9 protein-coding genes are annotated in these 13,517 nt (G+C 45.8%); 6 read left to right on the top strand and 3 right to left on the bottom strand.

Annotation, left to right across the window (positions count from 1 at the left end; translation table 11 throughout):
• Positions 1 to 10: 10 nt before the first annotated feature.
• A complete protein-coding gene (locus tag ACX0G7_RS20180; RefSeq protein WP_458925332.1) occupies positions 11 to 3,034 on the bottom strand; it encodes a SusC/RagA family TonB-linked outer membrane protein in 3,024 nt (1,007 codons plus the stop codon).
• A 269-nt stretch (positions 3,035 to 3,303) separates the two neighbouring features.
• Complete coding sequence (locus tag ACX0G7_RS20175) at positions 3,304 to 6,357, bottom strand: PVC-type heme-binding CxxCH protein (protein WP_458925331.1); 3,054 nt, start codon at positions 6,355 to 6,357, stop codon at positions 3,304 to 3,306.
• A 219-nt stretch (positions 6,358 to 6,576) separates the two neighbouring features.
• On the opposite strand from ACX0G7_RS20175, the gene ACX0G7_RS20170 reads away from it, so the two are divergent.
• From ACX0G7_RS20170 to ACX0G7_RS20145, 6 genes are all read left to right on the top strand, one after another.
• The gene (locus tag ACX0G7_RS20170) at positions 6,577 to 8,148 is read left to right on the top strand and encodes a flavin monoamine oxidase family protein (protein ID WP_458925330.1); all 1,572 of its coding nucleotides are present in this window, start codon (positions 6,577 to 6,579) and stop codon (positions 8,146 to 8,148) included.
• A gap of 27 nt (positions 8,149 to 8,175) precedes the next feature.
• Positions 8,176 to 9,339 (top strand): pyridoxal phosphate-dependent aminotransferase, encoded by a 1,164-nt coding sequence (locus ACX0G7_RS20165; protein ID WP_458925329.1) that lies wholly within the window; start codon positions 8,176 to 8,178, stop codon positions 9,337 to 9,339.
• A gap of 103 nt (positions 9,340 to 9,442) precedes the next feature.
• Positions 9,443 to 10,441, top strand: a complete 999-nt coding sequence (locus tag ACX0G7_RS20160; RefSeq protein WP_458925328.1) for a Hint domain-containing protein — start codon at positions 9,443 to 9,445, stop codon at positions 10,439 to 10,441.
• A gap of 75 nt (positions 10,442 to 10,516) precedes the next feature.
• Positions 10,517 to 10,798: a hypothetical protein gene (locus tag ACX0G7_RS20155; protein WP_458925327.1), complete on the top strand. Its 282-nt coding sequence runs from the start codon at positions 10,517 to 10,519 to the stop codon at positions 10,796 to 10,798.
• Positions 10,799 to 10,875: 77 nt separating this feature from the next.
• Positions 10,876 to 11,373 carry a DinB family protein gene (locus ACX0G7_RS20150; protein WP_458925326.1) on the top strand — a complete coding sequence of 166 codons (498 nt, stop codon included), beginning with the start codon at positions 10,876 to 10,878 and terminating at the stop codon, positions 11,371 to 11,373.
• An 11-nt stretch (positions 11,374 to 11,384) separates the two neighbouring features.
• Positions 11,385 to 12,485 (top strand): DNA alkylation repair protein, encoded by a 1,101-nt coding sequence (locus ACX0G7_RS20145; protein WP_458925325.1) that lies wholly within the window; start codon positions 11,385 to 11,387, stop codon positions 12,483 to 12,485.
• Positions 12,486 to 12,510: 25 nt separating this feature from the next.
• Here ACX0G7_RS20145 and ACX0G7_RS20140 read toward each other — a convergent pair.
• On the bottom strand, positions 12,511 to 13,517 hold a 1,007-nt coding region (locus tag ACX0G7_RS20140), incomplete at its 5' end, for an outer membrane beta-barrel family protein (RefSeq protein WP_458925324.1).

The raw sequence follows: 13,517 nt of genomic DNA, 5'->3' as shown, positions 1-13,517 counted from the left end.
TAGCGGGTTTTTAAAATGTAACATTTAATCCAAAGATCACTGACCTGGCTTTTGGATAACTTAAATAATCAATACCATATGATGATACCCCGTTGATCGTTCTGTCAGTGTTAACTTCGGGATCATAACCATCATACTTCGTTACCACGAAAAGATTCTGGCCGGTTACAGATAAGCGCAGCGCCTTAACCCAGTTGCCAATGCCGAGACCGGTGGTATTAAATGAGTATCCAAGGGCCAGGCTATTCAACCTGAACCAGGCACCGTCTTTCAGGTATCTTGTACTTACAGGTGCCGGATTATTTACTGATTCATTCGGATATTCAATTGCTGCCGGCGTTGTGTTTGTATTTTTTGACAGCTTCAGCTTGTAAAAGATAGAATTCGCAGTATTGTCATAAACCTTGTTTCCTGAGACCCCGTTGAAGTTCGCGTTCAGGTCAAAACCTTTATAAGACAGGTTTCCAAAGAAACTGTACAATACTTTTGGAAGAGCGGTGCCCGCGGCAACCCGGTCCTTATCAGTAACAATTCCATCCTTATCAGTATCCTGGTAGGTACTGATACCGTTAGCATTGAAACCGGTCCACTGTTGCAGATAGAATGTGCCTATCGGCTGTCCGTTGATATAACCGTTTACCGTAGCAGAAGTTAAACCTGATCCGGATGCAGAGCCTGAAGGAATAACAGAATAAGGGGAGTTTTCTACGATGTTATCAAGAAAAGTGATATTTCCACCAACTCCATACGTAAGTCCCATACCTGTTTTATGGCGATACTCAAGATCAATCTCCAGGCCATTGTTGGTGATCTCCATATCTTCTACGTTTGTCCAGTAAGTACTTGCCGGCTGAATCGGATCTGCAGGAATAACTTCAAGCAGGATGTTGCTTGATACTTTTCTGAAAACATCGATCGAACCATTCAGTTCTCCGTTCAGGAGCCCGAAATCAAGGCCTATATTAGTCTGGGTCGACACTTCCCATTGTATGTCAGGATTTGGCAGCCTTGTGAACGTGATACCGCCGGGATAAGCGCCGGAGTTATACAATGGATAACTTGTGGTTCCTGAAATAACCGAAGTATATAGCCCTTGGGTGATCTTTGAAGGGATCTCCTGGTTACCGGTGAGGCCCCAGCCTGCACGCAGTTTCAGGTTTGAGAAACCGGTGTTCTGCATAAAGGTCTCTTCAGAGATTTTCCACCCAAGTGAGAAAGACGGGAAATAACCATATTTGTTATTTGACCCGAACTTCGATGAACCATCAGCCCTGAAATTCGCAGTTAACAGATACTTATTATTGTATTGGTAGGTTACCCTTCCAAAAAATGACTGAAGTTCATTTATTACAGCTGTACCGGTTGGGCGGTTATTGGCCAGCGTTAGTTCCTGTCCTACGCCAGGATTGTAGATCGGCTCAACACCACCGATAGGGAAGGTATTGATACTTGAAACGCGGCCCTGCACAAACACTTTTTGATATGAATGACCACCAAGAACGCTGAAATCGTGGTTGTCTTTTTTGAAATTATATGTCAGGTAGTTTTCAATTAACCGGTTACGGTTCCAGGTCTCATAACTTTCCAGGCGACCAAGCCTTTGTGGCTGAGCAAAAGGCAGAGCCTCTACATCACGGTGAGAGGTTGAATAGTCGATACCAAAATTCAGACGATAGACCAATCCTTTTATGATCCGGACCGAAGGTGAAATTGAACCGAGTATTCTTGTGATAGTGGTAATGTCTTTATCAAGCTCAAAGTTCAAAAGAGGATTGTTGATAAGTTGATAAACCGCAGGTTTGCCATCCGGCCCGTAAGCAGGATAAGTCGGGTTGTTGCCAAGTGCATCACCTACGATCGTCTGGTAGGGAGGGCGTTCGTTTTTGGTCTGGGCAACAGCCAGGTTGACGTCGATGGTCAACCGGTCATCCTCAAGAAATTTCTGACTGGCATTAAACCTGCCGGAGTACCTCGACATGTCATTTGTCTTGATGATTCCCTGCTGCTGCTGGGCGCCGAAAGAAGCGAAATAGGTCAGCTTGTTGGCTCCACCGCTCAGCGTAAGATTGTTATTGGTGGTTGTGGCTGTCCGTGTTACCTCGTCCTGCCAGTCTGTATTTCCTCCCCTGTCATCCAGTGCCCCACCAAGCTTGGGAACTTCGACCCTGAATTGTGAAGCGGAAAACACGGGGAGGGCCCTGGCGATTTTTGAAAAACCAACGTTGGTGGAGAAACCCAGCGTTGAACTTCCTGCTTTACCTTTTTTTGTAGTGATGATAATAACCCCGTTTGCTCCGCGGGATCCATAAATTGCGGTTGCCGATGCGTCCTTCAATACATCCATTGATTCAATATCCTGTGGATTGATAAAGTTCAAAGGATCACCGCCACCGGTGCTCGAATTGTCGAGTGGCAACCCATCAACAACGAAAAGCGGCGTGGATCCGGTTCTGACGCCGCCCGGACCTCTTACAGTAATATTCTGAACCGCTCCCGGTTCGCCACTGGCAGATGTAATATTTACCCCTGCCACTTTTCCCTGCAATAGTTCCTGCGGTGAGTTGATGATACCACGGTTAAATGCTTCAGCCTTCACGGACTTTACTGCTCCCGTAATGTCCTTCTTATTTTGAGTACCATATCCCACAACCACTACCTGCGCAAGGTCCGATGCATTGGGAGATAAGGTTAGATCCAGTGTTGTCCGGGCTCCGACAAAAACTTCAATTGAATTATATCCAACGAAGCTTATTTCCAGTATGGTATTATCATCCGGGACTGTTATGGAGAAGGCGCCTTTGGAATCAGTGGTAACGCTTTGGTTCCCACCCTTCACACTGACCGTAGCGCCAACCAGAGGGGAAGCGTTACTTGAATCGCGGATGGTCCCTGTGACGGTCTTTTCCATCGTTGCGAACTTTTTGTCCGCCGGGCTTTCAGCATATCCCACTTCAGGCAGGAAAAACAGCCCAGCGCCCATCGTTGCTGCAACCAATAGGTTCAAACCGCTTTTTGATAAAAAGCATTTTCTCATTTGTTAAGTTTTAGTTCTCGATGCTGATAAAAAAGGTGACAAAAGTATATGGATGGTGTAATTCAAACCGGTTGGTGATGAACCATCACAATTTAATAATACGGTCATGAAGGACCTTCGGTCAGTGAGTAGATAACAATATAGAGGGGTTGCCGGCTGCAGGGCAGCGGCGGGCTGATGTTATTGTTTGCAGCGCTTTGCACAATCTGGAAGTTAAGGGTTAAGCGAAGGTCAGCTTTAGCAATATAAAACTACTGATTCTACCCCAATTATTTCTTCTTCATCGTTGCCAGGTAATCAAGGAGGTTGGCCATATCCTGTTTAGAAAAACTTTGGTATAATCCTTCCGGCATCATTGATTTTTTTAATTGCTCCATCGCATCGATATCACTTGTCTTGATATTCACTTTGTTTCCCCCCGGCATTACCATCTCAATATCTGTTTCTGTTTTACTTTTAACTATACCGGCATTCGCAGAACCATCTTTCATTTTAATCGTCCATCCTTCGTACCCGAAACCAATACCGGCAGAGGGATGAATAATTGCCTCGAGCAGGGCTTCACGTGGTAACTTCGATCCTATTTCAGTAAGAGCCGGACCAAATTCAAATCCGCTGTTACCGGCAACATGGCAGGTTGCACAATAGGTTTTGTAAACCTCAGCACCGGCATTCCTATCCACTTTAAGGCTCGCCATTTCAGCCATAGTCGGTGGCGGGGCTGAGTTTGCGGTACCGGTATCAGGCAGATACGACGCGGCTTCTTCACGTACCGCTCCGCGCCAGGCCCGGGATACACTTTTGACCACGAGTGGTAACAACGGAGCGGGTACCTGTTTCTTCCTTAAGAGCTGAAGGACCCTGTCCTCTCCCGTGCCGCTATTGCCGATCCGCAATGCCGCCTGTTGGTTAATATATTCACCATATTTTTTAGTGAAAGCGAGTTGTTGCAGGAAGTCAACCGACTCGGTGGTACCTACTGATCCTATTGCTCCTAATAACTGTCTCTGGGCCGCGGTATCGGATCCATTGATTATTTTCCAGATCATCGGCTCACCGTTCAGTTTAAACAGAAGACCTGCGGCGTTTCTACCCAAAGAACGATCAGCCTTATCCATAGCAAGCCTCACGAGGTTTTCATTCTCTGTTTTTACATTGTACCTCCTGATCAGTTGTATATACTCGTCGCCGGGATTTGCTGCCATCGATTGCAACAGTTGTTTTAACTCCCGCTGTGCCAATGCCGAATTTTTGACCGCCGCTTCATCCAGGTGATTCAATACAAGTTTTTTCAAAGCGGTGTCTTGTGAACCGGTTTTCTCCAGCAGTCCTAGCAGGCTTTTCGCTTTTTCCGGACCTGAATTGAAATCAAAGGCACGGAAATAACGAAGACGGGTTTTCAATGGCTGTGAAGCATCTCCGGCCAATGTTGCCAGGTAAGGAATAGCGATGCTCGTTCTTGCCCGCCAGATGATATCACGCGCAGCGGGCGAACTAACCGGATCCTTAACTTTAGAAAGATAGTCAGCGAGAAATTTATCCCACTGGCGGTCTGCGCCGGTGCCCAGTGCTTCAAGATACCAACGATCTGCGCCATCATGTTGGAGAGCGAGCTGGACCCAAAGGTCACTGGTGCCAGCTGCTTTCAGATGATGAAGGGAGATGGCAAGTTCACGTCTTACCTGCGGATCAGTATCAGCGACCAGGTGCCTTACCAGGTCCACAAAATCAGGACGACCCATCGCAGCTCTTATACCCATGATACGTAACTCCGGACTGCGGGATTTCAGTGCTTCGGCAAGGTATTTATCGGAACCGCCTTTGTTGATGACAAGCAAAGTCCAGAAAGCCCGGGCTTTTGCGGTAGTGGCGTCATCTGACACCCACCTTTTTTCAAGAACAGGGATGGCGGCAGTACCCATTTTTTCGAGAGCCACCCTCGCTTTATACCGGGTGGCGAGATTAGGACTCTGCAGCGCAGCTTCTGCAGACTCCGGAGTGCTGTAATCAGGTTTGGTAATCTTGTAGGCAGCACCCGGCTTAGAAACCCGGTATATCCTTCCCCTGGTCTGGTCGCCCGCCGCATGCCCACCAACCCCGGGATCATACCAATCGGCAACAATCAGGGATCCGTCAGGCGCCACACAAACATCTGCTGGTCTGAACCACTGATCCTTCTCGCCCTTCAGTAAATTATTGATGGTAGCAGTGTACCCTGCACCTTTTTTTGTTAGGTCATAGGATCGGACCACATTCGGGCCTGCATCACTATGTATCATACGGTTCAGAAAACGATCAGGCAAAGCATTGCCTTCATAAATGACCATTCCGGTAGGAGAACCCGCGCCTGTTTGCAACAGGTTCGGTGTTGCGCCGGGATCATTAAGATGCCAGTGTTTAAAAGGTATTGAATCCTCCATGTTGGTCCGGCTGGCCGACCAGCCCGCTCCGGTGAGTTCGTCCGTGAAACCATAATTACCGTACCGCATGATATAATTGATCCTGACCCCACGGTTTCCATCATCATCATTATCACTCTGCCAGAGACTACCATAGCTGTCTACTGCTACTTCAAAAGGGTTTCTGAAGTTGTGACCCAGTACTTCTACCTGGGATCCATCCGGGTTACAGCGGAAGACCATTCCCTGGCGATACTTATCCGGTCCGATGATCTCACCGTCCTGGTCCCTTACCGGCTTGCCGGCTTTATCTTTAAGCGTTTTGCCTTCGTTCCCGAAATTGAAATAAAGCTTTCCATCAGGACCGAAAGTAAACGCATGTACACCATGATCATGTTGTTCGCCGCCTATTCCCTGGAACAAAATTTCTTTACGGTCGGCTTTATCGTCGCCGTTATCATCATAGAACGACCACACATAAGGACTTTGTGACACGATAACCCTGTTTCCAAGAACGCAGATCCCCAGGGGAGCATTTAACTCGGGGCCCTGGTAAAAAACCTTCGCAGTATCCGTTTTTCCATCCCCATTGTTATCGACAAGGATCATTATCCTGTCGCCTAGGGCATTGGTTGGATTACCGTTGATATTTGGACGATAGTTATAGGCTTCAGTTACCCAGACCCTACCAAGATCATCCACATCAATATTAGTAGGATTGCGAAAAAATGGTTCCGTTGCCATCACATTTGTCTCCAGGCCCTCGGATGTTACCAGGCCCTTTAACGCATTTGCAGGGAGTCGATGTTGCGCTGCCGTGAGGGTGTCGGATGATACAGATTCCTTTGCCCAGGAGTCATTGTCTTTGCACGAAAAAAAGAAAAATGGAAGGATTGCAGATAGCACAATCAGTTTTTGTTTCATATGTTTACGTTTACAGCGCATGCAATTATCTCCTAAACTAAAGAAAGCAGCTGAATGGGCAAACAGAAATTATAGCAGCGTAGAAGTAAACAGTCAAACTATTCAGTTAAGAACCTGTGACGGATCGTATTAGAAAATAATCAATGCGATGTAAAGTGGAAAATTAGCCTGATAATTCATTAACTTAGTTGTTCAGGAGTCACATAAGAGTTTGTTTTAATGTCAATTTCAAGAAGAACATTTCTGGCTGCAACGGGTGGTCTGATCCTGCCCGCAATGAACGCTATGGGCATGATGGTTCCTGCAAAGGCTCACAGCTTCCATCCAGAGGGGGACGCCGCGGGAAAACATGTTCTGATCCTGGGTGCCGGCCTCACTGGTCTCACGCTTGCTTATGAATTGCAGAAACTGGGCTACAGGTGCACTATACTCGAAGCAAGAGAGAGAACAGGTGGCCGTTGCTGGAGCATAAGAAAAGGATCCAGGGGGTTTGAGTCGCAAGCACGTGAACAAAAGGCATCCTTCGATGATGGCGTGTATTTTAATGCCGGCCCGTCGCGCATACCCCATCATCACGAGTTGACACTACATTATTGCAGGGAATTCAATGTGCCCATACAGGTATACAACAACGTTAACGAATCAACCTATTATTACAGCGAGGGGAAAGGGCCATTATCAAATAAAAAAATAAGGGTACGCGAGATCCACAACGATGTAAGAGGGCACCTGAACGAGTTACTCGCCAAGGCGGTTGATCAGCAAAAGCTGGACGAATCGCTGACAAAAGAGGACTGCGAAAAGGTACTTGAATATATCCGCGCCGAAGGAGGACTAAATATCGACAAATTATATCGTGCTTCCGAGAGACGGGGATTTATCGAAAGCCCGGGAGCCGGGGACCGTCCCGGCAAACTGGCCGAGCCACATAAGCTGGCGGAAATAGTATCGTCCGGATTGATGGGTGCAGATTTTTATAACGTAGCTGAGTATACCTATGAATTACAGATGACGATGTTCCAGGCTGTAGGCGGAATGGATAAAATTGCTGAAGCAATAACCAGGAAAGTCAAAGGGAACATTCAGACCGGGGCAGAGGTTAGTGCAATCAACAATACTCTTAACGGGGTGAAGGTGCAATACAAACAGGCAGGAGCAGAAAAAATGATCGAAGCAGATTACTGCGTTTGTACGATACCGCTACCAGTGCTCAGCAATATATCGCATAATTTCAAGTCAGAAACAAGTCGTGCCATTGACTTCGTTCCATATATAAATACCGGCAAGATCGGCCTGCAGTTTAAGAGAAGGTTCTGGGAGGAAGACGAACACATCTACGGGGGCATTACGCATACAAACAATGAGCTCACCCAGATATTTTATCCTTCCTATGATTATCTCGGGAAAAAGGGAATACTGATCGGATACTACAACTTCAATGACAAAGCCAAAAGGATAGGAAATCTTAGCTTTGAAGCAAGGGAAAAGCTTGCACTGGAAAAAGGAAGAAAAATTCATCCGCAATATGATGCCGAATTCGAGAGTTCTTTTTCAGTGAGTTGGGAAAAAACGAAATACAGCCAGGGTGGATGGTCACTGTACAATGGAGAATCCAGGCAGAGCAGTTACAAGGCTTTGAATAAACCAGATGGCAATACATATTTTGCCGGTGAACATGTCACTTACCTGAATTCATGGATGGCGGGAGCATTTGAATCAGCCAGAAAGGTAACAATGGATCTTCATTCACGGGTGACCGGTAAACATGAAACATATCCGGCAACGTTTTGATAATATTAAAAACTTAAACCAACAAATATGGCTGCACCGATGAATCGCAGGAACTGGCTGAAAGCAAGCACACTGCTGACTGGGGGTCTCGCAATTTTACCATCTGCCTGGACCGGACTCGAAGCTTCACCCCGTGAGAATACGCCACCACATGAACCGTTTATCTCTGACGCTGAGCTCCTGGCAGACGTCCCGGTGCTGAAAGCCCGCTTGTCTGCAAACGAAAATCCTTTCGGCCCTTCAGATAAAGCAAAGATGGCCATCACCGGTGCTATGGCCGCGAGTTACCAATATAGTTTTATGGGAAACAGGCAGCTTTCCCAGAAAATTGCCATCAAGGAAAAAGTCGATAATGACATGGTGTTGCTGGGTGCCGGTTCATCGCCCATTTTGCATGCAACGGCAATTTATTATAGCCGGGAGGGCGGGAATATCGTAACAGGCGATCCCAGTTATGCTGACCTTCCCGAACGTGCGACCAACTTCAATACGAAATGGGTCAAAGTTCCATTGACTGCGGATTACAAGCTGGACCTGGATGCTATGGAAAAAGCGATCAACAGCGATACGAAACTGGTTTGCATCTGCAATCCTAATAATCCCACAGGAACAACCCTCGAAACCTCCGCCCTGAGATCGTTCTGCGAACGTGTCTCCAGGAAGGTCCCGGTGTTTGTTGATGAGGCCTATATAGATTACCTGCCCGATCCGCAGGCGGCAACCGTAATTGATCTCGTTAAAGCAGGAAACAATATTATCGTAGCCAGGACATTCTCAAAATTATATGGCTTTGCCGGACTACGAATCGGATATGCGATCGCTCCAAAAGCCATTCTCGATAAACTTGAACTTTATCAAAGTGAAGCCTCTCTTTCACATTTATCTGTTCAGGCAGCGCTGGCCGCATATGAGGACAAAGAGTATCTGAAGTCCGCCCTCGAAAAAACATTGGCAAGTAAAGAATTTCTTTATACTGTTCTGAAAGCAGAAGGTTATGAGTATATCCCTTCTTCTGCGAATTTTGTAATGTTTCCCATCAAGATGGATGGAAAGAGGTTTAGTGAGGAGATGATGAAAAGAGGTGTAAGTATACGCTACTGGAAGTTCAATGATAAAAACTGGTGCCGGGTAAGTATCGGAACCATGGATGAAATGAAGGCTTTCGCAGAAGCATTTAAACAGATTTCGTAAACGATGTGAACGAATATTTCACCCAAACCCGGTTGCATTGTAAAAAATGTTGCTGTGTTGCTTCAATATTAGCTAATCACTTTTTTTACCCAAATTTAAGTTTGTGAAAAAGACGATCATAGTTGCAGGTTTGATGTTTGTCGCAACGGCTATCGCTGTTGCACAGGATGTGGTTCCGAGGCCATTGACAATGGATGAATATGAAAAGGCCAAGTCATACGTGGTAAAGGATCTTGATAATGACACGTATGTTAAGTTTGGAACAGACTATGTGCTTGACCGTTACGAAATGCGAAAGCCATATTTCATTACGGGCGACGACGGCTTAAAGAAGAGAGTTGATCTTTACAAACTGATTGCGAAAAATGGTATGCAGGAACTGGGCACCCAGATATTCTATACCAATGAGAATGGAAAACAATATGTAGCCGTTCAGCCAAATTTTACTGCTAATCCAAAAGTCTGGGAAAAATATTTTGAAGACATACATGCCATTGATAAGATTGAAAAAAACTTCGTTTTAAAGTTGTCTTATATCCTTTCGAAGGAAATGAGTTTCCAGTTGTACAAATCAATGAATAACGGGAAGGATATGAAGGAAGAGTCCGGGACCTATGGAACGGATATTTGTTTTCCCGGAACGCAGGTGGTAGCAATGGCTGATGGAACGTCAAGGCCGCTCAGCGAGATCAGGCCAGGCGACAAGGTTATTACCATTGATCCGTTCACAAAAGAATCCGTGGTGGCCGGGGTCAGCAAACTTGTTTCGCATGAAGCAAAAAATTATGCAATAACCACACTGCTTGTTGTGAATGCAACAGAGTCTGTTACAAATGAGTCGGTCAACGTAATCCTTCGCGCAAAAGTGATAAAGGCTACTCCCAATCACCCCATGCTGACAAGTCAGAACATTAAGAAGAAAATAGGTGAAATAGAAGTCGGCGAAAGCATCATTTGTTCAGATAACTTCACCAAAGAATATGCAGATTATAAAGTGATAAATAAAACCGAAAAAGCTGGTGGTGTACAGAAAGTATATAATATGGAACTTAGTCGCGGTACCACAGCTGTGCTGAATGACGTGATGGTCCTGCAGAAATAAGTTTATGTGCGGGATAAGCCTGATGTAACATCTTCAGTATTTCACGACTAATGATCATAGAATAAAATACTGAATTTGAAGAAAGGCATTGGGGCTGACAAATGGCGACACTTTTACGCAGGAATTCCGATGGGCATTGTTCTCCAGATGCTGGCCCGCTGGCTGTATGACCCACCGTTGATATACGCAGTTTTGTTCGCGCTCGCGGGCGTTATCACAATCAGTTACGGATTTGAGCTATTCTCTAAAATAACCGGGATCGGTGTTTACGACTTCATGGATGCAGTGGCATCCGTGATCGGAGGCGTGATCGGAATGGGCATTGTGCTTACCGGTTTATGGCTTTTTATCAATTGATTTTTGTGCAAAAAAGATGCTGACATAGGGTTGACAGTCCCGGCTTTTAACTTCGTCAGACACAAAAATTCAAAGCCATGACAGTCTTAGAAACTTTAACCCAGGAATTCGAACAGGAAGCCATAACAACCCGAAAGATGTTATCAAGGGTTCCAGATGACAAATTCGACTGGAAGCCCCATGTCAAGAGCATGGATATCAAAACCCTTTCAACCCATATCGCAGATTTGCCTCTTTGGATAGAGATGGCCATGACCACAGATGAACTCGACTTTGCGAAGGCGGAATATAATCCACCTTCGTTAAACTCCCCGGAAGACCTTCTTGCCTATCTTGAAAAGAACCTTGACATCGCCAGGACCGCCCTGAAAAATGCGGATCCGGCCAAATTCGAAGAGCCATGGGTACTCAGAACCGGCGATCAGATCCATGTGAACACGAACAGGTATGGACTGATCAGGATAGCACTCTCCCAGACCATCCACCACCGGGCACAGTTGGGTGTAGATTTGCGCCTGCTGGATGTGCCGATCCCAGGTAGCTACGGACCGAGTGCAGACGAGATGAATTTCTAAATGCATACTTGATGGAACCTCTCAGGAATATCTATAATGATCATTTTTTTAGTTCGATGATCAGCATTGTGACGTCTGTTTTGCCAGGATTTAAAAAAAAGGAATTTCTTGCTGCCATTCATACCGCCGAATGGCAGCAATTAGCATTGAAGCAACGCATCCGGCATATCAGTACAACGCTTGGTCTGTTTCTTCCGGGAAGTTATCGTCAACAGGTGGCTATTATTATTGCCATGATAAATCGCCTCCAGCAGGAACCGGCGAGGCAAAATTCATTTCCCTGGCTGATCCTCCCGGATTTCGTTGAAGTAAATGGTCTTGATGACATGAAAACTTCCCTTGATGCGATGGAAGTAATAACTGCATATATCAGTTGTGAATTTGCGGTTCGGCCCTTCCTGCTCGCGAACCCGGACGCTGTGATGAAGAGAATGCTGAAATGGAGCAAAAGCTCCAATGAAAATGTGAGGAGGTTTTCCAGCGAAGGTTGCAGGCCCAGGCTTCCCTGGGGCAAAGCTATCCCTTCCTTTAAAAAAGACCCATCTCCGATAATTCCGATTCTCGAGAACCTCATAGATGACTCATCAGAATTTGTCCGGAAAAGTGTTGCGAATAATATAAACGATATCGCGAAAGATCATCCGGGTATCGTTCTGCAGATGGTCAGAAAATGGAAAGGCAAATCAAAAAATACAGATTGGATACTCAGGCACGGTGCGCGGACCTTGTTGCGAAAAGCCGATCCTGGTATCTATCAGCAATTTGGATTATCGGGTAGCCATGATTGTGAGATCGGTAAATTTACCCTGTCAGGCAAATCCGTACCGCTTGGCAAAACACTCGAACTTCAATTTTCGTTAAGCAACAAAGCGAGGGTTAAACAATTGTTCCGTGTCGAGCTCGGCGTTTATTATGTGAAATCAGGCGGCAACAGTACCAGAAAACTTTTTAAAATAACAGAAAATACATTTGAGCCAGGCACTACTTACAACTTCAAAAGACGCATTGACTTCACAGATCTTACAACGCGAAAACATTATGCCGGCAAACATGGCGTAAGCATAGTTGTCAACGGAAAAGAACTTCAGACGAAGTATTTCAATGTGGTATAGTTGAACGGGAGCCTGACTTGTCTGTTTAATTTTCTTCTGCGGATACCCCGGCCTTTGTAGCCTTTGCCGGTGGTTTGGATTGTTTGATCCTGTAATTAAGGGTAAGGTTCAGCTGGCGTCTCCTTCCCTGGAACGTACTCTCAGAATAGAAGTTTGATCCTTCCGTTATGTTCCTTGCCTTACGGGTATTAAACATGTCCAGCAAGCTCAGGTTCAGCGTGCCATTTCCTTTGAAGACATCTTTACTTACGGAAAAATCAAAATAATACAATGCCTTCCTTCTGCCCTGGGCCGTTTTCTGTGGCGCTTCATAGTTGGCCCTCAGTTGTATGTCAAGCGCCTTTGGAAAAGTGAACCTCGAAGTTTGTCTCACAAACCAGCTATAAGTATTCGTCTCATATGATTTTACAATATTGCTTCCGTCAATATTCGCATAAAAAAAGTTGGCATTGAAGTCGAGCTTCCACCACTTAAAAGGTGAGTAATTCGTAGTGAATTCAACACCCATCGCCTTTTCGCCAACCAGGTTTTGTGGCAAGGTGATTGAATTTCCAAGGCTGTCAACGGTTCTGATCCTTTCAATCTTTCCCTTGGTATCACGGAAATAAAGGGACGAAGTCATCGAGCCTTTATCAAAATATTTGATATGGCCGATCTCGAATACGTCTGTGAATTCGGGATCAAGGTCAGGGTTCCCACTGGAGAAATTGCGGCTGTCAGAAAATGTCATGAAGGGACTGAGATCATTGTAAAACGGACGCCTCACCCTGCGGCTATAACTCAACTGGAGTGCATTCTCCTTTGGTAGTTCGAGCGTAAGATGTGCACTGGGAAAAAGGTTCACATATGACCTGGGGTTCTCCTGGTTGGTTTCTTTGAGAACTGTTTTTACATCTGTCCATTCTGCCCGCAGCCCCGCCTGGTATGAGAAGCGATTACTTTTATTGGAAGCAATGGCATAAGCAGCGTGAATATTTTCCTCGTACAGAAAAATATTATCAAGGCCCGGCAAAGGATCAAAACCACCGGAAG

The organism is Flavitalea antarctica, assembly GCF_054461535.1.
This window is presented reverse-complemented; position numbering and strand designations above follow the sequence as displayed.